At 71.4% G+C, this 22766-nt stretch carries 19 protein-coding genes; 7 read left to right on the top strand and 12 right to left on the bottom strand.

What is annotated here, in order from left to right:
• The first annotated feature begins 9 nt into the window (after window positions 1-9).
• Genes fabZ through lpxB form a run of 4 tightly spaced genes read left to right on the top strand, consistent with a single transcriptional unit; the run spans window position 10 to window position 3324 of the window.
• Window positions 10-471, top strand: coding sequence for a 3-hydroxyacyl-ACP dehydratase FabZ (gene fabZ / locus ABTU92_RS08425; protein ID WP_111355699.1), 462 nt, complete (start codon window positions 10-12; stop codon window positions 469-471).
• A 5-nt stretch (window positions 472-476) separates the two neighbouring features.
• Window positions 477-1286 carry an acyl-ACP--UDP-N-acetylglucosamine O-acyltransferase gene (lpxA, locus tag ABTU92_RS08420; protein WP_408089540.1) on the top strand — a complete coding sequence of 270 codons (810 nt, stop codon included), beginning with the start codon at window positions 477-479 and terminating at the stop codon, window positions 1284-1286.
• Between the two features lie 2 nt (window positions 1287-1288).
• Entirely contained in the window at window positions 1289-2167 is an 879-nt protein-coding gene (locus ABTU92_RS08415; RefSeq protein WP_408089538.1) for an LpxI family protein, read from the top strand.
• Entirely contained in the window at window positions 2164-3324 is a 1161-nt protein-coding gene (gene lpxB / locus ABTU92_RS08410; RefSeq protein ID WP_408089536.1) for a lipid-A-disaccharide synthase, read from the top strand. Before ABTU92_RS08415 ends, lpxB begins: the two co-directional genes overlap by 4 nt.
• A gap of 35 nt (window positions 3325-3359) precedes the next feature.
• Here the strand turns inward: lpxB and ABTU92_RS08405 are convergent, their stop codons facing one another.
• From ABTU92_RS08405 to gltX, 5 genes are all read right to left on the bottom strand, one after another.
• Window positions 3360-3665: a type II toxin-antitoxin system RelE/ParE family toxin gene (locus ABTU92_RS08405; protein WP_408089534.1), complete on the bottom strand. Its 306-nt coding sequence runs from the start codon at window positions 3663-3665 to the stop codon at window positions 3360-3362.
• A 6-nt stretch (window positions 3666-3671) separates the two neighbouring features.
• Entirely contained in the window at window positions 3672-3926 is a 255-nt protein-coding gene (locus ABTU92_RS08400) for a type II toxin-antitoxin system ParD family antitoxin (protein WP_408089532.1), read from the bottom strand.
• A 172-nt stretch (window positions 3927-4098) separates the two neighbouring features.
• Complete coding sequence (locus ABTU92_RS08395; RefSeq protein ID WP_408089530.1) at window positions 4099-6411, bottom strand: methyl-accepting chemotaxis protein; 2313 nt, start codon at window positions 6409-6411, stop codon at window positions 4099-4101.
• A 397-nt stretch (window positions 6412-6808) separates the two neighbouring features.
• Entirely contained in the window at window positions 6809-8116 is a 1308-nt protein-coding gene (gltA, locus tag ABTU92_RS08390; protein ID WP_408089528.1) for a citrate synthase, read from the bottom strand.
• Between the two features lie 281 nt (window positions 8117-8397).
• Window positions 8398-9846, bottom strand: a complete 1449-nt coding sequence (gltX, locus tag ABTU92_RS08385) for a glutamate--tRNA ligase (protein WP_408089648.1) — start codon at window positions 9844-9846, stop codon at window positions 8398-8400.
• Between the two features lie 314 nt (window positions 9847-10160).
• On the opposite strand from gltX, the gene ABTU92_RS08380 reads away from it, so the two are divergent.
• Both ABTU92_RS08380 and ABTU92_RS08375 read left to right on the top strand, forming a co-directional pair.
• Window positions 10161-11843: a glutamine--tRNA ligase/YqeY domain fusion protein gene (locus tag ABTU92_RS08380; protein WP_408089526.1), complete on the top strand. Its 1683-nt coding sequence runs from the start codon at window positions 10161-10163 to the stop codon at window positions 11841-11843.
• Between the two features lie 337 nt (window positions 11844-12180).
• Complete coding sequence (locus tag ABTU92_RS08375) at window positions 12181-14535, top strand: ComEC/Rec2 family competence protein (protein WP_408089524.1); 2355 nt, start codon at window positions 12181-12183, stop codon at window positions 14533-14535.
• 15 nt (window positions 14536-14550) lie between these two features.
• Here the strand turns inward: ABTU92_RS08375 and lexA are convergent, their stop codons facing one another.
• From lexA to ABTU92_RS08345, 6 genes are all read right to left on the bottom strand, one after another.
• Window positions 14551-15267, bottom strand: coding sequence for a transcriptional repressor LexA (gene lexA / locus ABTU92_RS08370; RefSeq protein ID WP_408089522.1), 717 nt, complete (start codon window positions 15265-15267; stop codon window positions 14551-14553).
• Between the two features lie 227 nt (window positions 15268-15494).
• The gene (gene glp / locus ABTU92_RS08365; RefSeq protein WP_408089520.1) at window positions 15495-16712 is read right to left on the bottom strand and encodes a gephyrin-like molybdotransferase Glp; all 1218 of its coding nucleotides are present in this window, start codon (window positions 16710-16712) and stop codon (window positions 15495-15497) included.
• Window positions 16712-17239, bottom strand: coding sequence for a cyclic pyranopterin monophosphate synthase MoaC (moaC, locus tag ABTU92_RS08360; protein WP_408089518.1), 528 nt, complete (start codon window positions 17237-17239; stop codon window positions 16712-16714). The genes glp and moaC overlap by 1 nt, the downstream gene beginning before the upstream one ends.
• 50 nt (window positions 17240-17289) lie before the next feature.
• Window positions 17290-18105: an indole-3-glycerol phosphate synthase TrpC gene (gene trpC, locus ABTU92_RS08355; RefSeq protein ID WP_408089646.1), complete on the bottom strand. Its 816-nt coding sequence runs from the start codon at window positions 18103-18105 to the stop codon at window positions 17290-17292.
• 157 nt (window positions 18106-18262) lie between these two features.
• Window positions 18263-19276, bottom strand: a complete 1014-nt coding sequence (gene trpD, locus ABTU92_RS08350) for an anthranilate phosphoribosyltransferase (protein WP_408089516.1) — start codon at window positions 19274-19276, stop codon at window positions 18263-18265.
• Between the two features lie 8 nt (window positions 19277-19284).
• On the bottom strand, window positions 19285-19905 hold the full coding sequence (locus ABTU92_RS08345) for an anthranilate synthase component II (RefSeq protein WP_408089514.1): 621 nt from the start codon (window positions 19903-19905) through the stop codon (window positions 19285-19287).
• Between the two features lie 304 nt (window positions 19906-20209).
• Here ABTU92_RS08345 and ABTU92_RS08340 point away from each other — a divergent pair, with 304 nt between their 5' ends.
• Window positions 20210-22243: a methyl-accepting chemotaxis protein gene (locus ABTU92_RS08340; RefSeq protein ID WP_408089512.1), complete on the top strand. Its 2034-nt coding sequence runs from the start codon at window positions 20210-20212 to the stop codon at window positions 22241-22243.
• Between the two features lie 88 nt (window positions 22244-22331).
• Here the strand turns inward: ABTU92_RS08340 and ABTU92_RS08335 are convergent, their stop codons facing one another.
• The gene (locus ABTU92_RS08335; RefSeq protein ID WP_408089510.1) at window positions 22332-22574 is read right to left on the bottom strand and encodes an AbrB/MazE/SpoVT family DNA-binding domain-containing protein; all 243 of its coding nucleotides are present in this window, start codon (window positions 22572-22574) and stop codon (window positions 22332-22334) included.
• Window positions 22575-22766: the final 192 nt, after the last annotated feature.

Genomic DNA, 22766 nt, shown 5'->3' with positions numbered 1-22766 from the left:
GATGCCGCGATGACGGAGGCTGTCACGAAGCTGGAGGCGGCCGACATCTCGGCCATCATGAAGTCCCTGCCGCACCGTTACCCGTTCCTGCTGGTGGACCGGGTGATCAACATCCGCGGCGCCGAGTTCGGCATCGGCATCAAGAACGTCACCTTCAACGAGCCGCAGTTCATGGGGCACTTCCCCGAGATGCCGGTGTTTCCCGGCGTCCTGATGATCGAGGGGATGGCGCAGACCGCAGGCGTCCTCTGCGTGCTCTCCGGCGAGATCGGCCGGCCGCCCTACACGGTGTTCTTCACCACCATCGACAAGGTGAAGTTCCGCAAGCCGGTGACCCCCGGCGACACCATCGAGTACCACATGACCAAGATGTCGCGGCGGCGCAACATGTGGTGGTTCCGCGGCGAGGCGAAGGTCGCCGGCCAGCTGGTCGCGGAGGCCGAGGTCAGCGCCGTCTTGTCCGGAGTGTGAAGCGCATGCCCATCATCGATCCGAGCGCCCGCGTCGCGGACGGAGCCCGTCTCGCCGACGACGTCGAGGTCGGCCCGTTCTGCACGATCGGGCCGAACGTCGAGATCGGCGCCGGAACGAGGCTGATCTCGCATGTCGCGATCACGGGCCACACCGTGATCGGCGCGCGCAACACCATCCACCCCTTCGCGTCGCTCGGTACGCCGCCGCAGTCGACCAAGTATCGCGGCGGCCCGACCCGTCTCGTCGTCGGCTCCGACAACGACATCCGCGAAGGCGTCACGATGAACACCGGGACCGAGGACGACCACGGCCTCACCCGGGTCGGCAGCCACTGCTTCTTCATGGTCGGCTCGCATGTCGGCCACGACTGCACGGTCGGCGATCACGTCACCTTCGCCAACAACGCCGTGCTGGGCGGCCACGTCCAGGTCGGCAGCTACGTGGTGTTCGGCGGCCAGGCGGCGGTGCGCCAGTTCGTGCGCATCGGCGACTTCGCCATGATCGTCGGCCTCTCCGGGGTGCGAGCCGACGTGATCCCGTTCGGCCTGGTGCACGGCCAGTCGGCCGAGCTGATCGGCCTCAACGTCGTCGGCATGAAGCGGCGCGGCCTCACCAAGGCCGACATCCACAAGGTGCATCGCGGCTTCGAGGCGCTGTTCTTCGGCGAGGGCACGTTCCGCGAGCGGCTCGATGTCGTCGAGGCCGACCTCGGCGACGACCCGCTGATCGGCCAGATCGTCGCCTTCATCCGCGCCGGCTCGCGGCCGCTCACCATGGGCGTGAAGCGCGCCGCGTTGCGCGCCGCGACGTGACCATGGTGGCGGCGCCGTCCGCGTGGCGTGCGGAGGAGCCGCTCGCGATCGTGTGTGGCGGCGGCCGGCTGCCCGGCGACATCGCCGCCAAGGTCACGGCGACGGGCCGGCCCGTCGTCCTGTTCGCCCTGACCGGCTGGGCCGATCCGGCCGTGGTCGCAAATTTCCGCCATCACTGGGTGCCGCTCGCTCGCTACGGCGCGTTCCGCCGTCTGATGCGCCAGGAGGGTTGCCGCGACGTCGTGGTGATCGGCGGCCTGACGCGGCCGTCGCCGTTCGGGCTGCGCCTCGACTGGGGCACGGTTCAGGTGCTACCCAAGGTTGTTCGCGCGTTTCGGGGCGGCGACGATCATCTGCTCTCCAGCGTCGGCAAGATCCTGGAGGCGGACGGCTTCCGGCTCCTCGGCGCGCACGAGGTGGCGCCCGACATCCTGGCGCCGGCGGGCCTGTTCGGCACCCGGGCCCCGACCGCCCGCGACGACGCGGACATCGCGCTCGGCCTTCGACTGCTGGCGGCGACGAGCCCGTTCGACGTCGGCCAGGCCGTCGTGGTGGGGGACCGCTACGTGTTCGCCGTCGAGGCGGCCGAGGGCACCGACCGCATGCTGGCCCGTGTCGCCGAGCTGCGCGAGGCCGGGCGGCTGAAGATGCCGCGCGGCGTCGGCGTGCTGGTGAAGGCGCCGAAAATCGGCCAGGACCGCCGCTTCGACCTGCCGACCATCGGGCCGCAGACGGTCGACGGCGTCGCCCGCGCCGGGCTCGCCGGCCTCGCGGTCGCGGCCGGCGGCGTCATCCTGGCGGAGCCGCAGGAGATCGCGCGGCGCGCCGAGGCGGCCGGCGTTTTCGCGATGGGTGTCTCGGCCCCGGAGGCGTCGCCATGACGGCGGCGCGGTGTCCGACCATCGCCGTGGTGGCGACCGAGGCGTCGGGCGACCGGCTCGGCGCCGGCCTTCTGCAGGCGCTGCGCGCCCGCGTGCCGGGGGCGCGTTTCGTCGGCCTCGGCGGTCCCGAGATGGCCGGGCAGGGGCTGAAGAGCCTGTTTCCGATCGACGAGCTCGCCATCATCGGCATCACGGCGATTCTTTCGCGGTTGCCGGAGCTGCTCGGACGAATTCGGGCCGCGGCCGAGGCCATCGTGGCCGAGGCGCCCGATGTGCTGGTCATCATCGACAGCCCGGAGTTCACCCACCGGGTGGCGCGCCGTGTGCGAAAGGCGATGCCGGGGTTGCCGGTCGTCGACTACGTGTCGCCGTCCGTCTGGGCGTGGCGGCCGGGGCGGGCGCGCGCCATGACCGCCTATGTCGACCACGTGCTGGCGCTGCTGCCGTTCGAGCCGGCGGCCCACCAAAGGCTCGGCGGGCCGGCCTGCACCTATGTGGGGCATCCGCTCGCGGCGGAGACGGCGCTGCTGCGTCCGGGCCCGGCGGAGGCCGAGCGGCGCGCGAAAAAGCCGCCCGTCGTGCTGGTGCTGCCGGGCAGCCGCCGCGGCGAGCTCGCGCGCCACACGGCCGTGTTCGGCGAAGCCCTTGCGGAATTGGTGGAACGAGCCGGCCTCGTCGAGGCCGTGCTGCCGACCCCGGCGCATCACCTCGCGCGGGTGCGCGAGGCGACAGCCGGCTGGGCGGTCCAGCCCCGGATCGTCGCGACGCCGGAGGAGAAATGGGCGGCGTTCCGGCAGGCGCGCGCCGCGCTCGCGGCGTCCGGCACCGTGACGCTCGAGCTGGCCGTCGCCGGCGTGCCGACCGTCGTCGCCTACAAGCTCTCGGTGATCGAGGAGATGATCGGCCGGCTGATGATCAAGGTGCCGTCGATCGTGCTGGCGAACCTGGTGATCGGCGACAACGTGATGCCCGAGCTGATCCAGCGCGCCGCGACGCCGGACGCGCTCGCCGCCGCGCTCGCGCCCCTCCTCGGCGACACCCCGGAGCGCCGCCGCCAGACCGAGGCTTTCGCGAGGCTCGACGCCATCATGGAGATCGGCACCGCCCAGCCGAGCGAGCGCGCCGCCGACGTGGTGCTGGCCGAGATGGGGCGGTGAGGGAACGACGCGGTCCTCGACAACGAGGGGCTCGATTACTCCCGCTCTGGCGCCCACTCCATTTTAGTCAGGTCACAAGTCCCGTCCATGACCCGGACCACCTGAACGCCGCCGCCGAGCTCACGGTAGAATGCGATCCACTTGCCGATGATCAAGGCCCGCGCTCCGTCGCCGATCTCCGGCCGAGCCGGCCCGAGCTGCGGATGGTCGCGGAGCAGTCCGCAGTTTCGTTCGATCTGATCGTACACCCGGTCGGCTGCATCGATGTTGTGCGGCGCGATGCGGAGCCAGAGCTGAAGCAGGTCTTCGCGGGCGCGGTGGGTGAAGGTGACCTTCCCCACGGGCGCTCACGCTTTCGACTTGCCGAGCCGGGCGCGGCCTTGCTTCTTCAAAGCGGTAAAATCCATTTCTCCGGCATCGCCGCTGTCGAGGCCGGCCTTCCATGCAGCGCGGAGCAGCTTCAGCTTCTCGACTTCCTGGCGCTCCATCTTCTCCATCAGCCGCAGCGCCTCGCGCACGACCTCGCTCGACGACGTGTAGCGACCGGCGGCGACCTTGGCCTTGACGAACTCTGCCAGCTCGTCGGTCAGCGAAACGTTCATGTTCATGGGGCGGGCCTCCTGCTGCCATTGTGAGGCCGATGCCTAGGAATAGCAATCTTTGCCATTGCTGGGCGGGTCCCGGTCCCGACGCCATCGCCGGACTTCGACCCGGCGATCCGTCTCCTCCGTCTCCTCGTCACAACGCGCCTTTGATGGCGATGGATGCGCGGGTCTACGCCGCCGCCGTCCCCGGCTGCGGGCCGGCGAGGCGGGTAACCTCGTCGGCGCTCAGCATCGTGCCGTCGAGGCCGAGGCCGGTGAACTCGGTGTTGACCCAGATCACCCTGGCGCGCAGGCGCCGGCCGTCCAACTCGACCTCGCAGACGCCGTTCGGGGCGAGCCCCGGCACGTTGCGGATGCGCACCCCCGTGGTGCCGAGATCGACCATCCGGGTCGGGTGCGACCGCCCGTCCACCGTCACAGAGATGGCGCGGTCGCATTTCGAGCGCACCTCGGCGCGCCGCTCCAGCACCTCCTTGGCGAGCGCGACCAGCAGCGTCTCGACCGCCTGCCGCAGCGTTCCGGTGGAGCCGACCAGATCCGAGGACGTGCTGTTGACCATCGCGGCCTCGGTGTTGGTGCGCGAGATCGCGTCGGCGACGCCGGTGACGTTGCGGTCGACGTCGCTGAAGTCGACGTTCTTGGAGATCTGGCCGGTCGCGGCGTCCTGCTGCTCGACCGCGGCGGCGATCGAGGTGGTGAGGCCGGCGATCTCGTTCATCCGCACCGCCATGTCACCGATCGCCCCGACCGCCTGCTGCGACGAGTGCTGGATCTCGGCGATCTGGCGGGAGATGTCCTCGGTCGCCTTGGAGGTCTGAGAGGCGAGCGCCTTGACCTCCTGGGCGACCACCGCGAAGCCCCTGCCGGCCTCGCCGGCGCGCGCCGCCTCGATGGTGGCGTTGAGCGCCAGGAGGTTGGTCTGCCCGGCGATCGTGGTGATCAGCGCCACGACGTCGCCGATGCGGGCGGCCGCCTCGGCGAGGCCGGAGACCTCGGTGTTGGCGCGCGCCGCGACGGCGGCCGCGTCGTTGACGATGCTGCTCGCCCGCGCGGTCTGGCCGGCGACCTCGCGGATCGAGGTGCCGAGCTCACCGGTCGCCCCGGCGATCACCTGAACGGCCTCGGAGGCGTGACTGGAGGCGGCGACCGCGTCACCGGCCCGGCGCGCCGCGACGGCGGCGATCTCGCCGAGTGCGGCGCCCGTCGAGGTCATGCGCGCAGCGCCTGCGTCGACCACGGCGAGCGCCTCGCCGACCTGGTCGCGGAACGTGTGGATCATGGTCTCGAGCTGGCGCTGGTGGGTGCGCTTCTGCTCCTCGTCGGCCATCGCCTCGGCCTCCAGGCGCAGCCGCTGCAGCGCGGTCTCGCGGAACACCGCGACGGCCCGGAACATCTCGCCGATCTCGTCGGTCCGGTCGACGCCGCCCAGGGCGACCGAGGTGTCGCCCTGGGCGAGCCGCAGCATGTCGTCGGTGAGGGCGTGGACATCGCGACGGATGGCGCGGCCGAGCACCAACAGGAGCCCGATGGCGAGGAGGGCGATGCTGCCGCCGAGCAGGGCCGACCACAGCAGGCTGTTGCGCGCCTCGGTCGACACCGCGGCCGTGACGTCGCGCAGGCCGGCCCCGAACGTCTCCTCGATGCTCTTCAGCGCGTCGATGCGGGCCGTCGACACCGCCCACCAGGCCTTCGGGTCGGCGCCGGCCACGGCGCCCGAGGCGAGGCTGTCCTTGGCGGCGCGGCGGAAATCGTCGACCGCCGTGTTGGTCGGCGAGCCATCGAAGGCGGCGAGCGGCGCGACCGCGGCCGGCCCGCCCGCCATGCGGGCGACGCCGAGCCAGTCGCCCTGGCGCCCGCCCAGCCGGGCGTAGAGCGTGTAGTCGTCGGGCGTGAAGCGGCCGGCCGAGAAGCCGCGCGATCCGGTCGCCCGCTCCAGGCCGGCGAGCTCCTTGGCGGCGACGATCGCCTTGTAGGACAGCGCCGCGCGGGCGATGCGGGCCTCGTCGGCGAGGGTGCCGAGGCGATCCAGCACGGCGATCAGGCGCTCGATCGTCTCGGTGTAGCTGCGCGCCACCTCGACCCCGCCGATCGAGAATCCGTCGATCGCTGTGCGCAGCGGCGGCACGCGGTCGAGCGCGCCGTCGGCGTCTCGCAGCGCGGCGGCGAGCCCGGGATCGGCGCCGGCGACGTCCGTCACCGCGGCCCGAAAGCCAGTCGCGGCCGCGTCGGTGTCGCGCCGCTGGCGCGGCACGATGTCGGCGAACACGGCGCCCTTCGACGCCGCGTAGGTGGAGGAGGCCCCGCGCTCCTTCTGCAGCTCGTGGACGAGGCCGCCGATGGTCGGCGCGATCGTCACCAGCTCGGCGACGCGCCGCGCCTCGTCGAGCCGCGTCCAGGCGCCGTGCACCTGCACGGCGGCGAACACGCCGAGCCCGGCGACCGGCAACAGCGACAGGATGGCGACCTTCACCGAAAGCTTCATGAGACGACGTCGCGGCGACCGGCCGCCTCCCGTGCGGACAGGATCGATCAGGATGGCTGGATGAACGGAATCGCGGACCGACGTCGGTGTCGCCCGGCAGAGCAGGGGCACGGCGCGCCGTGGCCTCGCAACAAAGCTATGGTGGCTTGATTAATGGAGAGTAACGGACGGTAATTTCATGGTGTCTGGAGAAACACCAAGGTGTTTCGGGTTTTCTCCTATTACCATTTGGCTATTTATACGCTGATACCTCTTTCGGGTGATCGACGGGTGGCGGGCCGGATCTGGTGGGTGATGGGCCGGCGACAGAACGCCACGCCGAAAACGAGACGGGGCGCCCGAAGGCGCCCCGTGTGTCGTGATCGGACCGAAGAGACCGCAGGGAGAGGCGTCCGCCTCACACCCGGCGGGCGATGTCGGTGTACTCGCGGCGCGCGGCGCCGGTGTAGAGCTGACGGGGACGGCCAATCTTCTGGCTCGGATCCTCGATCATCTCCTTCCACTGGGCGATCCAGCCGACCGTGCGGGCCAGCGCGAACAGCACCGTGAACATCGAGGTCGGGAAGCCCATCGCCTTGAGCGTGATGCCCGAATAGAAGTCGATGTTCGGGTAGAGCTTCTTTTCGATGAAGTACTCGTCGTGCAGGGCGACTCGCTCGAGCTCCATCGCGACCTCGAGCAGGTCGTCGTTGACGCCGGTCTCGGCCAGCACCTTGTGGCAGGTCGTCTGCATGATCTTGGCGCGCGGGTCGTAGTTCTTGTAGACCCGGTGGCCGAAGCCCATCAGGCGGAACGAGTCGTTCGGGTCCTTGGCGCGGCGGATGAACTCCGGGATGCGCTCCGGCTTGCCGATCTCGGCGAGCATCTTCAGCGCCGCCTCGTTGGCGCCGCCGTGCGCCGGCCCCCACAGGCAGGCGATGCCGGCCGCGATGCAGGCGAACGGGTTGGCGCCCGACGAGCCGGCGAGCCGCACCGTCGAGGTCGAGGCGTTCTGCTCGTGGTCGGCGTGCAGGATGAAGATGCGGTCCATGGCGCGGGCCAGGACCGGGTTCACCTTGTACTCCTCGGCCGGCACCGCGAAGCACATGCGCAGGAAGTTCGCCGAGTAGTCGAGCTCGTTCTTCGGATAGATGAACGGCTGGCCGATCGTGTACTTGTAGGCCATCGCCGCGATGGTCGGCATCTTGGCGATCATGCGGATCGAGGCGACCATCCGCTGGTGCGGATCGGAGATGTCGATCGAGTCGTGATAGAACGCCGACAGCGCGCCGACGCAGCCCACCATGACGGCCATCGGATGCGCGTCGCGGCGGAAGCCCTGGTAGAAGCGGGCCATCTGCTCGTGCACCATGGTGTGGCGGGTGACGCGCAGGTCGAAGTCCTTCTTCTCGGCGGCGGTCGGCAGCTCGCCGTAGAGGAGCAGGTAGCAGGTCTCGAGGAAGTCGCCGTGCTCGGCCAGCTGCTCGATCGGGTAGCCGCGGTAGAGCAGGACGCCTTCGTCACCGTCGATATAGGTGATCTTCGACTCGCAGCTCGCGGTCGACGTGAAGCCGGGATCGTAGGTGAAGATGCCGGCCTTGCTGTAGAGCTTGCTGATGTCGAGGACATCAGGGCCGATGGTCCCTTGGTGGATCGGGAACGTACAGCTCTCGCTGCCGATCGTGAGGGTCCCGGTCTTCGTGTTGGCGCCCGATTTAGCGTCCATAGGCTCCTCGGATGTCAGGGGTCGAGCGAGCACACGCGGGCTCGCGCCGGCGGGCGGTCCACGGGGTACTTCTGCGCCCAGCCGAGCCCTGCGTACCGCATCTCGTGCAGTGCGGCAAGGTGACGCCACGGGCGCCGCGGACACGTGGCGAAACGCTCGACATACAAGGCGATATGGGTGCGAAATCGCGCCGCCGGAAGCGCCCGGGGCGGGCGCCGGCCGGTTCGGGTCATTGACCGCGATCAAACATCCGGCATCGGGGCGGCCGGACCGCCGGCCGTTCAGGCCTCGGACGCGACCGTCGCCAGGCCGGCCTGGTCGGTGAGGCGGCCGAGGCACTCCTCGCGGCCGAGCGTCGCCAGCACCTCGAAGATGCCGGGCGAGGTCGCGCGGCCGGTGAGGGCCGCGCGCAGCGGCTGCGCCACGGCGCCGAGCTTCAGGCCCTGCTCCTCGGCGAAGGTGCGCACGGCAGCCTCGGTCGCCTCGGCGGTCCACGGCTCGACCGGCGCCAGCGCCGCCGCGAGCCGCCCGAGCACGCCGCGCGCCTCCGCGGTCAGCAGCGCCTTGGCCTTGTCGTCGAGCGCGATCGGCCGGTCGGCATAGACGAAGCGCGCCTGCTCGATCAGGTCCACCAGCGTCTTGGCGCGCTCCTTCAGGCCCGGCAGCGCCAGCAGCAGCTTGTCGCGCAAGGCCGGCGTCAGCTTGCGGGCGAGCTCGTCGCCCTGCGCCATGTGGGGCAGGAGCTTCTCGATCTCGGCCAGGAGCGCCGGCGCATCGAGCTGGCGGATGTAGTGCCCGTTGAGGCTCTCCAGCTTGGCGAAGTCGAAGCGGGCCGGCGAGCGGCCGATCTGGGGCAGGTCGAACGCCGCGACCATCTCCTCGGTCGAGAAGATCTCCTGGTCGCCGTGGCTCCAGCCGAGCCGGACCAGATAGTTGCGCATCGCCGCCGGCAGGTAGCCCATGGCCCGGTAGGCGTCGACGCCGAGCGCCCCGTGGCGCTTCGACATCTTCGAGCCGTCGGGCCCGTGGATCAGCGGGATGTGGGCGAAGGTCGGCACCGACCAGCCGAGCGCGTCGTAGATCTGCTTCTGGCGTGCCGCGTTGGTGAGGTGGTCGTCGCCCCGGATCACGTGGGTGACGCCCATGTCGTGGTCGTCCACCACCACGGCCAGCATGTAGGTCGGCGTGCCGTCGGAGCGCAGCAGCACGAGATCGTCGAGGTTCTCGTTCTGCCAGACGACGCGACCCTGCACCTGGTCCTCGATCGCCGTCTCGCCTTCGAGCGGCGCCTTGAGGCGGATCACCGGCTTGACGCCGGCGGGCGCCAGCGACGGGTCGCGGTCGCGCCAGGTGCCGTCGTAGAGGCGGGTACGGCCCTCGGCCCGCGCTTTTTCCCGCATGGCGTCGAGCTCGGCCTGGGAGGCGTAGCAGCGGTAGGCGCCGCCGGACGCGAGCAGGCTCTCGACGACCTCTCGATGCCGTGCCGCGCGGGAAAACTGGTAGACGGTGTCGCCGTCCCAATCGAGGCCGATCCAGTTCAAGCCGTCCAGGATGGCGTCGATCGCCGCTTGCGTGGAGCGCTCGCGGTCGGTGTCCTCGATGCGCAGCAGCATCTTGCCGCCGCGGGCGCGGGCATAGAGCCAGTTGAACAGCGCCGTGCGCGCCCCGCCGATATGGAGGAAGCCGGTCGGGGAGGGGGCAAATCGCGTGACGACGGTATCTTGCGTCACGGTGTCTTGCGTCGAGGTGTCTTGCACGGCGGTCTCGGACACGAGGCTCTCGGGAGGCTGTCGGCCGCGCGCGGCCGGAAAAACGGGCGCGCCCCTTTAGCACAGAAGTGCGGGCGCGCAATCGACGCTTCGGGCGAGGGGCGGGCGAGGGGCGGGCAAGGACCGGCGAACCTCGGCGGCCGCCGGCGCCGCGGCGGGCGATCGCCCTTGGCGCCCCTGCCCGAATTTGGCACAAGACCCGGATGTGTGCCGCTGCGCGCGACTCGTGCGGCGGCACGGGACCACGGGACACCGACGTCCACAGGACAGCGACAATGACGGCAGTCGAACCGGTCGCCGCCGAAGCCGGCCGCGACTTCATCCGCGACATCATCCAGGCCGATCTCGAATCCGGCCGCCGGAGCGAGGTCGTCACCCGCTTCCCGCCGGAGCCGAACGGCTATCTGCATATCGGCCACGCCAAGTCGATCTGCCTCAATTTCGGTGTCGCGGCCGAGTTCGGCGGCCGCTGCCACCTGCGCTTCGACGACACCAACCCGGTGAAGGAGGAGCAGGAGTACATCGACTCGATCGAGCGCGATGTGCGCTGGCTCGGCTTCGACTGGGGCGAGCACCTCTACTACGCCTCGGACTATTTCGAGCAGCTCTACGGCTGGGCCGAGCACCTGATCCAGGCCGGCAAGGCCTATGTCGACGACCAGACCCAGGAGGAGATCCGCGTTACCCGCGGCACCCTCACCGAGCCCGGCACCGACAGCCCGTATCGCGATCGCAGCGTCGCCGAGAGCCTCGACCTGTTCCGCCGCATGCGGGCCGGCGAGTTCCCGAACGGCGCCCGCGTGCTGCGGGCCAAGATCGACATGGCGTCCGGCAACATCAACCTGCGCGACCCGGTGCTCTACCGGATCCTCCACGCCCATCATCCGCGCACCGGCAACGCCTGGTGCATCTATCCGAGCTACGACTTCGCGCACGGCCAGTCGGACGCGATCGAGCACATCACGCACTCGATCTGCACGCTGGAGTTCGAGGACCATCGGCCGCTGTACGACTGGTTCATCGAGAACCTGCCGGTGCCGTCGAAGCCGCGGCAGTACGAGTTCGCGCGGCTCAACATCACCTATCTGGTGCTGTCGAAGCGCGTGCTGACCACGCTGGTGCGCGAGAAGTACGTCACCGGCTGGACCGACCCGCGCATGCCGACGATCTCGGGCCTGCGCCGGCGCGGCGTGCCGGCCGAGGCGCTGCGCGACTTCGCCAAGCGCATCGGCGTCGCCAAGGCCAACAGCGTCGTCGACATGCAGATGCTCGATTTCTCCATTCGCGAGGTCTTGAACCGCACGGCCGAGCGCCGCATGGCGGTGCTCAAGCCGCTCAAGGTGGTGATCGAGAACTATCCGGAAGGGCAGAGCGAGACGCTGGAGGCCGTCAATCATCCCGACGACCCGAGCAAGGGGACGCGAAAGCTCACCTTCTCGCGCGAGATCTATGTCGAGCGCGAGGACTTTCAGGAAAGCCCGGTGAAGGGCTTCTTCCGCCTCTCGCCGGGCCGCGAGGTGCGGCTGCGCTGGGCCTATTTCATCACCTGCAAGGAGGTGGTGAAGGACGCCTCGGGCGAGGTGGTCGAGCTGCGCTGCACCTACGATCCGACGACCAAGGGCGGCAACGCGCCGGACGGCCGCAAGGTGAAGGCGACGATCCACTGGGTTTCGGCCATCGACTCGATCCCGGCCGAGGTGCGCGTCTACAACAACCTGTTCAAGAACCCGGCGCCGACGCCGGCGACCTTCGCCGAGGACCTCAACCCGCAGTCGCTCGAGGTCCTGACCGGCGCCCGGCTGGAGCCGTCGCTCGCCGACGTCCCGGTCGCGCAGGCGGTGCAGTTCGAGCGCCAGGGCTATTTCTGCCCGGACGAGGACTCGCGCCCCGGCGCGCTCGTCTTCAACCGCACCATCGGCCTGCGCGACACCTGGGCCAAGGTGCAGAGCGGCGGGTGAGGGGGACTTCAACCCTCTCGCTTTGACTCCTCTGCATTGCGCCGTCGGAGGTCTCGTGTCCCGGGCGCGGCGCAACGCGCCGCGAACCGGGACCCAGGGGCCACGGACGAGGGCTCGCCGTGCCGGTCGGCGTTCTGCGTCGTGCGGCCCGTCGTGCCGCCCTGGGCCCCGGCTCTGCGGCGCATCAGGCCTGCGGCCTGCCGCGCCTTGTCCGGGGCACGAAGCTATCCGTTCCCGCAGGAGAACGGTGACGGACTATCTGTTTTCGTTGTGTTCATCCTGAGTTTCCCGAAAAACTAGAATACGCTGCGGGCTCCAGCCAACCGCGGAGTGCCGCATGGCGGAGCCGGGCAGGGCGCCCGATTGGGCGCGCGAACGGGCGCGCGGGCGCGTCGGCGTCCTTCCGGTCGGCCCGCGGCCGCAGCCGGGGGCCGGGGCGGCGGGCGGCCGCGCCCTCCCCATGCCGCTGCCGGTGCGGCTGGGCGATCTCGCTCATGCGGCGGGCCGACGAATCGCCGGGTGGGCGGCCGTCGAGGTCGAGCCCGGGCGGCTGTTCCCGTGGCTGGCGATCGGCGTTGCCGCCGGCATCGTCCTCTATTTCGCCGCCGAGACCGAGCCGGCCTCGTGGGCGGCCGCGACGGCGCTCGCCGCCGCGCTCGGGCTCGTCGTCGCGACCCGCCGGCGCGCCGCCGTGTTCGCGGCCATCGGGATCGCTGCGGTCGCGACCGGCTTCCTCGCTGCGACCGTGCGGGGCCGCGTCGTCGACGCGCCGGTGCTGCGCCAGCCCGCTTTTGGGGCGAAGCTCACCGGCTTCGTGGAGAAGCGGGAGGAGCGTGAGAGGAGCGACCGCATCGTGCTGCGGGTCGGCTCGTTCGAGATGCCGCGCGGCGGACCGGTCGCCGCGGACGCGCGGCCGCAGCGCGTGCGGGTGTCGGTGCGCAAGGGCACGGCGCCGCCGGTCGGCGCCCATGTGGCGCTGACGGCGCGGCTGTCGCCCCCGCTCGCGCCCCTGCGGCCCGGCGGCTACGATTTTTCCCGCGATCTCTGGTTCCACGGCATCGGCGCGTCCGGCTTCGCGCTCGGTGCCGTGCGGCCGACGCCGGCCCCGGGCCCGCCGGACCTCGGCCTGCGAGCGGCCGCCGCGATCGATGATTTGCGCGAAAGCATCGACGCGCGAATCCGCGCGGCGCTGCCGGGCGACGCCGGCGCCATCGCCTCGGCCCTGATCACCGGCAAGCGCGACGCCATCTCGGCCTCGGTCAACGACGCCATGTACGTGTCGAGCCTCGCCCATGTGCTGTCGATCTCGGGCTATCACATGGCCGTGGTCGCCGGCCTCGTCTTCGTGGTGCTGCGGGCCGGGCTCGCGCTGGTGCCGCGGCTCGCCCTGACGCGGCCGATCAAGAAATGGGCGGCCGGCGCCGCGCTCGTCGCGGCGGCCTTCTACCTGATCCTGTCGGGCGCCGAGGTCGCGACCCAGCGCGCCTTCGTGATGACGGCGATCGTGCTGTTCGGTGTGATGCTCGACCGCCGCGCCGTCACGCTGCGCACCCTCGCCGTCGCGGCCCTCGCCGTGATGCTGCTCACCCCCGAGGCGGTCGTGCATCCGAGCTTCCAGATGAGCTTTGCCGCGACGCTGGCGCTCGTCGCCGTCTACGAGAAGGGGCTGCCGTGGCTCGCCGCGGCGCCGCGAAGCCGGCTCGCCGCGCGGCTGGCGCTGTGGGGCGCCCGCGAGGTGGTCGCCTTGCTCGTCGCCTCCCTGGTCGCCGGGCTCGCGACCACGATCTTCGCGGCCTATCACTTCCACCGCGTCGCGCCCTACGGCGTGCTCGCCAATCTCGGCGCCATGCCGGTGGTCTCCGGCTTCGTGATGCCGGTCGGGATCGTCGCGCTCGTCGCCATGCCGTTCGGCTTCGACGGTCCGCTGTGGCGCCTGATGGGCGCCGGCATCGACTGGATGACGGTCGTGGCCCAGTGGGTCGCGGCGCTGCCGGGCGCGGTCGGCCGCGTGCCGGCCTTCGGGGCCGACGCGCTCCTCGTCGCGACCGCCGGCCTCGTCGTCGTGGCGCTGCTGCGCACGCCACTGCGGTGGACGGGCGCAGTCCTGCTCGGCGTCGCCATGCTGCTCGCCGGTGCTTCGGAAAAGCCCGACGTGCTGATCGCGCCGAGCGGCGAGGCGGTGGCGGTGCGCGGCGCCGACGGCCGACTTACGGTGCTGCGCATCGGCAGCCTGAACTTCGCGGCGCGCGACTGGCTCTCCGGCGACGCCGACGCGCGCCCGCCCGATGGACCCGACGTCGCGGCGGGCTTCGCCTGCGATCCGTCCGGCTGCGTCGCCCGCCTGTCCGATGGCGCGGCCGTCGCGGTGGCCCGCACGGCCGAGAGCTTCGCCGACGACTGCGCCCGCGCGGCCCTGATCGTCGCGCTGCGCGATCCGCCGGAGGGCTGTCGGGCGACCGTGATCGACCGCGCCATGCTGAAGGACACGGGCGCGCTGGCGCTGCGGCGGACCGGGGATGGCTTCGCGGTCACCCGCGCCCGCGCGCCGGGCTACGACCGTCCGTGGTCGCCGACGCCGACCGCCGCGGCTCGGCCCGCTGTTCCTTCTGCCGGCGGCACGGCCGCAGGCGCGTCCCGCTCGGCTCCTCCGCCCGATGCCACCCCGGCGATCGAGGACATCGAGCCGGACTGAGCGTTGCTCCGCCGCTCAGTACCGCCGCATCAGGCCGACCAGCTTGCCCTGGATGCGCACCCGGTTGGGGGGGAGGATGCGCACCTCGTAGGAGGCGTTGGCGGGCTCCAGCGCGATCGAGGCGCCGCGGCGGCGGAAGCGCTTGAGCGTCGCCTCCTCCTCGTCGACCAGGGCGACGACGATGTCGCCCGTGTCGGCGTTCTCGGAGCGGCGGATCAGCGCGATGTCGCCGTCGAGGATGCCGGCGTCGATCATCGAGTCGCCGCGCACCTCGAGGGCAAAATGGTCGCCGGCGCTCAGAAGCTCGGGCGGGACGTTGATGATCGAGCTCTTGGTCTGGATCGCCTCGATCGGGGTGCCGGCGGCGATCCGGCCCATCACCGGCACGGCGACGGGGCGCGCCGTGTCCTCGTCCTGCGGCTGCGGGGCGGGCGGCCGGACCCGGCCGAGATTGCCCTCGATGACGCTCGGCGTGAAGCCGCGGGCGCGCCCGCCCGCCATGACGCCGTGGCCGACCGACTCGGGCAGCTTGATCACCTCGATGGCACGCGCCCGGTTGGGCAGGCGGCGGATGAAGCCGCGCTCCTCCAGCGCCGTGATCAGGCGGTGGATGCCGGACTTGGAGCGCAGGTCGAGCGCGTCCTTCATCTCGTCGAAGGAGGGCGGCACGCCGCTTTCCTTCAGGCGTTCGTGGATGAACCGCAACAGCTCGAACTGCTTCCGCGTCAACATGCGTCGTCCCCCGGGGCTTGCTCGGGCAGTGCATCGCAGCCGCCTAAACAAATCATGAACATACCCTATATGTTCGGCATGTGTTCTGCAACCTTTTAATGGTGGCCGGGGGAATCGACGGGTCGCGGCGAATGTTGGTTAGCCCTAAGGAGCGGTTCGCGCGAGCAAAACCGGCGCGGGCCGCTCCCGCCGCCGCGCCGCACGGACGCGCAGCGCGGCCCGGCCGCTCAGGCCGGCAGCCGAATCACGCGGCACGGTCCGCCGGCCGCGACGGCCGGCGCGTGCGGCGGCCGCATCAAGAGGCCGTCGGCGAGGCCGAGCGGGGCGAGCAGCGAGGAGTCCTGATCCGTCACCGGCGTCGCGACGAGTCGCCCCTCGGCATCGCTCGACAGCGTCGCGCGCAAGAAATCGGCGCGCTCGTCGTTGGCTTTCAGGTCGGCGCCGGCGATCGCCGGCTCGTCTGCGATCGTGAGATCGGCGCGGCCCTGCAGGCGGCGCAGCAGCGGCACCAGGAACAGCACCGCGGTGACGAAGGACGACACCGGATTGCCGGGCAGGCCGAGCACGTGGATGTCGCCGAGGCGGCCGCTCATCAGCGGCCGGCCGGGCCGCATGGCGATCTTCCAGAACGCGAGCTGCATCCCCTCGGCCGCCAGCGCCTTCTGCACCAGATCGTAGTCGCCGACCGAGGCGCCGCCGGTGGTCACCAGCACGTCGACGCCTTCTTGGCGGGCGCGCCGGATCGCCGCGACGGTGTCGTCCAGCCGGTCCGGCGCGATGCCGAGATCGATCGTGGCGGCGCCCTCGTGGCGGGCCAGCGCCGCGATGGCGAAGCCGTTCGAATACACGATCTGGCCCGGGGCGGGCGAAGTGCCGGGCGGCACCAGCTCGTCGCCGGTGGCGAGCAGGCCGACGCGCGGCCGGCGATGCACCGGCACGGCCGCGTGGTTCATGGCGGCGGCGAGTGCGAGGTCGCGCATCGAGAGGCGGCGGCCGGCGCGCAGCAGCACGGTGCCGGTCGAAAAGTCGCGGCCGCGGTTGCGGACGTGACGGCCCAAGAATCCGGCGGCGGCCGAGACGGTCACGGTGTCGCCGTCGCGGGTGGCGTTCTCCTGGACCACCACGGTATCGGCGCCCGCCGGCATCACGCCGCCGGTGAAGATGCGGGCCGCTTCGCCTTGGCCGACCGCACCGTCGAACGGCCGCCCGGCCGGCACCTCGCCGATCACCCGCAGCCGGGCGCCGGGCGCCGTCACGTCGGCGAACCGCACCGCGTAGCCGTCCATGGCGGAGACGTCGTCGGGCGGCTGGGTGCGCAGCGCCGTGAGATCCGCGGCGAGCACGCGGCCGTGCGCGTCGCCGACCGGCACGCTCTCGGCCGGCAGCGGCACGGCGCGCTCCAGCACCCGCGCGAGGGCCTCGGTGACCGACAGGGGAGCGGCCATCAGGCGTCTCCGCCGCCGCCGGCGGCCTGGCCGGTGCCGGGCTGGTCGGCGCGGTAGTGGCCGGACTTGCCGCCCTGCTTCTCGAGGAGGCGCACGCCCTCGATGCGCATGCCGCGCTCCACCGCCTTGACCATGTCGTAGATGGTCAGGCACGCGACCGACACGGCGGTCAGCGCCTCCATCTCGACGCCGGTCTGGCCACCGACCTGGACGGTCGCGGTCACGCGCAGGCCGGGTAGCGCGGGCTCGGGCGTGATCTCCACCTCGGCCTTGGTGATCATCAGCGGATGGCAGAGCGGGATCAGCTCGTGCGTCCTCTTCGCCGCCATGATGCCGGCGACGCGGGCGACGCCGAGCACGTCGCCCTTCTTGGCGTCGCCGCGCAGCACGAGGTCGAGCGTCGCGGCCGTCATCACGACGCGACCTTCGGCGACGGCGACGCGCTTGGTCGAGGCCTTGTCGGAGACGTCGACCATGCGGGCCTCGCCGCGCGCGCCGATATGGGTGAGCTGCGGCTCGTCGGTCATGCGGGGGGTCCGGGTTGGTTCGCCGAGCAGTGTCGTTGCGGGGCGGGGGATCACTCGGCGGCCGGCGCGGCGGCGCCGCGGCCGAGCAGGGTGCGGGTCGCCGCCGTCACGTCGTCCTGGCGCATCAGGCTCTCGCCGATCAGATAGGTCGAGATGCCGACGCGCGCGAGCCGCGCGAGATCGGCGGGCGTGAAGATTCCGCTCTCGCCGACCAGCACGCGGTCCTTCGGCACCAGCGGCGCGAGGCGCTCGGAGACCTCGAGCTTCGTCTCGAAGGTCTTGAGGTCGCGGTTGTTGATGCCGACGAGCCGGGACTTCAAGCGCAGGGCGCGCTCCAGCTCGGCCTCGTCGTGCACCTCGATCAGCGCGTCCATGCCGTGCTCGGCCGCGGTCTCCTCGAGGTCGCGGGCGGTGCGGTCGTCGACGGCCGCCATGATGATCAGGATGCAGTCGGCGCCGAGCGCCCGCGCCTCCACGACTTGATAGGGGTCGTAGAGGAAGTCCTTGCGGATCACCGGCAGGGCCGTCGCGGCGCGGGCCGCGATCAGGTGGTCGGGGCGGCCCTGGAAGCTCGGGCCGTCGGTGAGCACCGAGAGGCAGGTCGCGCCGCCCGCCTCGTAGGCGCGGGCGAGCGCCGGCGGGTCGAAGTCGGCGCGGATCAGCCCGCGCGACGGGCTCGCCTTCTTGATCTCGGCGATGAGCGCCGGCTGGTGGCGCGCCAGCCGCCGCTCGATGTCGCGCAAAAAGCCGCGCGGCGGCGTCGCCGCCTTTGCCACCTCGGCCACGGCCGGCCAGGGATGCGCCTTCTTGGCGGCGGCGATCTCGGTGCGCTTGTAGGCTTCGATCTTCTGCAGGATGTCGGCCATCGGGCTCACGCGTCCCCTTCGGTCATTCCGGGGCGCGGGCAGAGCCCGCGAACCCGGAATCCAGACACGACCAGACAGGCCCGTTTCCGGGCTGGATTCCGGGTCTCGGCGGCTGGCGCCGCCGCGCCCGGAATGACGGAACCGAATGCCATCGGGCTCACGCGTTCGACACGGCGATCAGCCGGCCGAGGCTGCCCTCGGCGGCGCCGGTGTCGATCGACTGGGCCGCGAGCGCGACGCCGCTGGCGAGATCGGCGGCCTTGCCGGCGACGACGAGCGCGGCGGCCGCATTGAAGATCGCGACGTCTCGGTACGGCCCCTTGCGGCCCTCCAGCACGCCCTTGAGCGCGACCGCGTTGGCGGCGGCGTCGCCGCCGCGCAGCGCCTCCGGGGCGGCGCGGGCTAGGCCGACCTCCTCGGGCGTGATCTCGAAGGTCGTGACCGTGCCGGTCTCCAGCGAGGCGACCGCGGTCGGCCCCGCGATGGTGATCTCGTCGAGCCCGTCGGAGCCGTGCACGACGAGGGCGCGCTCGGAGCCGAGATTCTTCAAAACATGGGCGAGCGGCTCGACCCACTGGCGCGAGAACACGCCGACCATCTGTCGCTTCACGCCGGCCGGGTTCGACAGCGGCCCGAGCAGGTTGAAGATCGTGCGGGTGCCGAGCTCCACCCGGGTCGGCCCGACATGCTTCATCGCGGGATGGTGCACGGGCGCGAACATGAAGCCGATGCCGGCCTCGCGAATGCAGCGGCCGATCTGCTCCGGGGAGAGCTCGATGCGCACCCCGAGTGCGGCGAGCACATCGGCGGCGCCCGACTTGGAGGAGAGCGCGCGGTTGCCGTGCTTGGCCACCGGCACGCCGGCGCCCGCGACGATGAAGGCCGCGCAGGTCGAGATGTTGAACGAGCCCGAGGCGTCGCCGCCGGTTCCGACCACGTCGACGGCGTTCGGCGGCGCCTCGACCTTCAGCATCTTGGCCCGCATCGCCGAGACTGCGCCGGTGATCTCCTCGACGGTCTCGCCGCGCACCCGCAGCGCCATCAGGAGGGCGCCCATCTGCGACGGCGTCGCCTCGCCCGACATCATCCGGGCGAACACCGCGGCGGCCTGCTCGCGGGTCAGCGGCGCGCCCGTGGCGACCTGCGCGATCAGCGTCTTCAGCTCGACCATTGGAAGCCTCACTGCGGCCGGGACGCCGGGCGCCCGTCGGTCCGGCCCGCCGCCTCGTTGAAGGCGCGGGCGATGTCGAGGAAATTCTTCAGGATCAGATGGCCGTGCTCGGACTTGATGCTTTCGGGGTGGAACTGCACCCCGTGCACGGGCCGCGTCTTGTGCTGCATGGCCATGATCAGCCCGTCGGTCTCGGCCGTCACGGCGAGGTCGTCGGGCAGGGTGGTGCGCTCGACCACCAGCGAGTGGTAGCGGGTCGCTCGGAACGGGCCGTTGATGCCGCGGAACAGGCCCTGGCCCTCGTGCGACATCTCCGAGAGCTTGCCGTGCACCGGCACGGGCGCGCGCACGACGGTTCCGCCGAAGGCCTGGCCCATCGCCTGATGGCCGAGGCAGACGCCGAGCATCGGCACGCTGGCCGAGGCCTTGTCGATCAGCTCCAGGCAGATGCCGGCCTCGTTGGGCGTGCACGGACCCGGCGACAGCACGATCGCCTCCGGCGCCGCCGCCAGCACCGCGTCGGCCGTCACCTTGTCGTTGCGGTGGACGACCACGTCCGCCCCCAGCCCGCCGAGATAATGGACGAGGTTGAAGGTGAAGCTGTCGTAGTTGTCGATCAGGACGATCATGGCGCCCGCCGCCCCCCTCTCGGGGTCTTAGACCGCGCGAGCAAAGGGGGTCAAGGCGGGGCGGGCACGGTTGCGCGTCGCCTCGTCGCCGAAGCGATTACCGCGGCCATGCGGCGCGACCGCTCCACGCGGTCGTTCGCCGGCCACTGCGGCTGCCGCGCCGTGCATCCCGGCCATTCCAAACGACGGTACGATGTTCAGGAGAAATTATGAAACGTGGGCTAATTCGAAAGTCGAGGTTTCGAATGGGTGACTGGAAATGCGTATTAGGACTATGTTCCTCATCTGCTTGGCCGGAGCGTCCGTGCCGGGCCTGGTGACCGCCGGAATGCTGGTTCAGGACGGCCTCGCGCGGGTGTCTCGCGCCCGTGTCTCGGGGGACGCCGTCGCCGTCGTGACGACGGCGATGCGGATCCCGGAGAGCCTCGCCGCCGAGCGCGGCCACTACAACCTCGGCCTCTCCGCCGATGCGGCCATGGACGCGGCCACGCGGTCGACGATCGCTAAGCAGCGCGAGGAGACCGACGCGCGCCTCGCGGCGACCGTCGACCTCCTGCGCGGCTCCTCGCTCGACGCGCGCGGGCCGATCGAGACGCTCGGCCGGGTCGCCGCCGACCTGAAGAGCCTGCGGCAGGGCGTCGACGCGGCCGTGGCCCGGCCGAAGAAGGAGCGTGATCCGCAGGCCTTCACGGCCTCTGTCGTCCTGTCCGACAAGGCTTACGCGACGCTCGACTCCCTGATCGACGCGGTCGACGCCGCGGCGGCCGGCCAGATCCGCGGCGTCGCGACCTATATCGACATCGCGCGCAAGAGCGCGGCGATGCGGCTCAACGGCGGCGATCGCGGCACCGTCCTGATCCAGGCGATGAATTCCGGCGCGCCGATGACCCGCGCACAGCTCGACCGCATCGCCGAGATGCGCGGGCGCATGGAGCAGGACTGGCTCAGCATCGTCGCGGCGTCGCGCCGGCTCGGCGATCCGCCCCGGGTGGTGGAGGCGATGGCGGCGGTGAAGCAGCGCTTCTTCGGCGAGATCGGCGCCCTCTACGAGCAGATCATGTCGGCCGGGCTGAGCGACGGAAAGTACCCGATCTCGATCCCCGACTATCGGCGCCGTCACCTTCCCGGGCTGCAGAGCATCCTGCTGCCGCGCGACGCGGCGCTCGCCACCGCGGCCGAGGTGGTGGCGGCCGAGCGGCACGACGCCCTCGTCCAACTCGTCCTCGCGCTCGCCCTGATGGCATTCGCCGTCGGGGCGGTGGCGGCGGCCGCCGTCGCCTTCGCGCGCCGGGTGCTGCGACCGGTCGCCGACCTCACCGGCGTGATCGGCCGGCTGGCCGAGAAGCAGAACGACGTCGCGGTGCCGGGCCGCGACCGCTCCGACGAGCTCGGCCAGATGGCGCAGGCGCTCGAGGTCCTGCGCGAGAACGCCATCGCGGCCGATCGGATGAGCGCGGCCCAGGACACCGAGCGCCGCGCCAAGGACGAGCGGGCGCAACGCGTCGACGCGCTGACCAACCGCTTCCAGACCGAGATCGGTGAGCTCGTGCGCAGCCTGTCGGCGGCCGCCGCCGGCATGGAGGCGACGGCGCAGTCACTGAGCGCGACGGCCCGCGACAGCACCAGCAAGGCGACCGCCGTTGCGGCGGCGGCCGAGCAGACCTCGGTCAACGTCCAGACCGTCGCGACGGCGGCCGAGGAGCTGTCCGTCACCACCCAGGAGATCGGCCGGCAGGTGGCGCAGTCGTCGTCGATCGCCGACCGGGCCGTGGAGGCGGCGCGGCACACCGACGCCACGGTGCAGCGGCTCGCCGAGGGCGCCCACAAGATCGGCGAGGTGGTCGGGCTGATCCAGACCATCGCGTCGCAGACGAACCTCTTGGCGCTGAACGCCACCATCGAGGCGGCGCGGGCCGGCGAGGCCGGCAAAGGGTTTGCCGTGGTCGCCTCGGAGGTGAAGTCGCTCGCCAACCAGACCGCCACGGCGACCGAGGAGATCGCCGCCCAGATCACCGACATCCAGGACGCCACCAGCGATGCCGTCGACGCGATCCGCGGCATCGCCGGCACGATCGACGAGGTGAGCCGCATCTCGACCACGATCGCCTCCGCGATCGAGGAGCAGGCGGCGGCGACCCGCGAGATCGCCCGCAACGTCCAGGAGGCGGCGCGCGGCACCCAGCAGGTGTCGGGCAACATCGTCGGCGTCACCCAGGCGGCCACGGAGGTCGGCGGGGTGGCCGGCGAGGTTTTGGACGCGGCGGGCGCGCTCGCGCGTCAGTCCGATCGCTTGAAGCAGGGCGTCGACGGCTTCCTGGAGGAGGTCCGCGCCGCCTGAGCCCGTGGCGCGCGGGAGACGATCGCCGCATGGCGGCACCGACCGTCTCCCCGCGGCGTTCCGGGCGCGCGGTGCTTTCGAGGGGGAATTAGAAAAGGCGGCCCTGGCGGTCGTCGACCTGCTCGACGAAGCGACCGGCGTCCGCGAGGTCGGCGCGCAGCCGCAGCGCGCGGGCGAGAATCTCCTCGACGGTCGGGGCGGAGGCGATCTCGAAGGTCGACGGGCCGGCGACGCGCAGCTCGACGGTCGAGCCTTCTTGCAGGCCGAGCACCTCTACGACCTCCTTGGGCAGCCGCACCGCCAGACTGTCACCCCACTTCGCGACCTGCACCTCGGCCTCCGCAATTCGACGTCTCGAGAACGGCGGGTGTCCTACCGAGCCGGCCGCGGCCGCGCAACCCGAAACCCGCCATGACGGCCATGAACCGAAAACGGGAGGTGGGCTAGTTCAACGGGTTAGGTGTCTTTCGGAGACTTCGGTCCGCAACCAGGGCCGCCATCGCCGTCCGGGAGCCGGCGGTGC

The organism is Rhodoplanes sp. SY1, from assembly GCF_046000175.1.
Taxonomy (GTDB): Bacteria; Pseudomonadota; Alphaproteobacteria; order Rhizobiales; family Xanthobacteraceae; genus Rhodoplanes.
This window is presented reverse-complemented; position numbering and strand designations above follow the sequence as displayed.

Coding starts and splice junctions, on each gene's coding strand:
- ABTU92_RS08400 (WP_408089532.1), bottom strand. CDS start 3,926: ATGAACGTTTCGCTGACCGACGAGCTGGCAGAGTTCGTCAAGGCCAAG.
- lpxA (WP_408089540.1), top strand. CDS start 477: ATGCCCATCATCGATCCGAGCGCCCGCGTCGCGGACGGAGCCCGTCTC.
- trpC (WP_408089646.1), bottom strand. CDS start 18,105: ATGGCCGACATCCTGCAGAAGATCGAAGCCTACAAGCGCACCGAGATC.
- gltA (WP_408089528.1), bottom strand. CDS start 8,116: ATGGACGCTAAATCGGGCGCCAACACGAAGACCGGGACCCTCACGATC.
- lpxB (WP_408089536.1), top strand. CDS start 2,164: ATGACGGCGGCGCGGTGTCCGACCATCGCCGTGGTGGCGACCGAGGCG.
- ABTU92_RS08375 (WP_408089524.1), top strand. CDS start 12,181: ATGGCGGAGCCGGGCAGGGCGCCCGATTGGGCGCGCGAACGGGCGCGC.
- ABTU92_RS08380 (WP_408089526.1), top strand. CDS start 10,161: ATGACGGCAGTCGAACCGGTCGCCGCCGAAGCCGGCCGCGACTTCATC.
- lexA (WP_408089522.1), bottom strand. CDS start 15,267: ATGTTGACGCGGAAGCAGTTCGAGCTGTTGCGGTTCATCCACGAACGC.
- ABTU92_RS08345 (WP_408089514.1), bottom strand. CDS start 19,905: ATGATCGTCCTGATCGACAACTACGACAGCTTCACCTTCAACCTCGTC.
- trpD (WP_408089516.1), bottom strand. CDS start 19,276: ATGGTCGAGCTGAAGACGCTGATCGCGCAGGTCGCCACGGGCGCGCCG.
- fabZ (WP_111355699.1), top strand. CDS start 10: ATGACGGAGGCTGTCACGAAGCTGGAGGCGGCCGACATCTCGGCCATC.
- ABTU92_RS08415 (WP_408089538.1), top strand. CDS start 1,289: ATGGTGGCGGCGCCGTCCGCGTGGCGTGCGGAGGAGCCGCTCGCGATC.
- glp (WP_408089520.1), bottom strand. CDS start 16,712: ATGGCCGCTCCCCTGTCGGTCACCGAGGCCCTCGCGCGGGTGCTGGAG.
- ABTU92_RS08395 (WP_408089530.1), bottom strand. CDS start 6,411: ATGAAGCTTTCGGTGAAGGTCGCCATCCTGTCGCTGTTGCCGGTCGCC.
- moaC (WP_408089518.1), bottom strand. CDS start 17,239: ATGACCGACGAGCCGCAGCTCACCCATATCGGCGCGCGCGGCGAGGCC.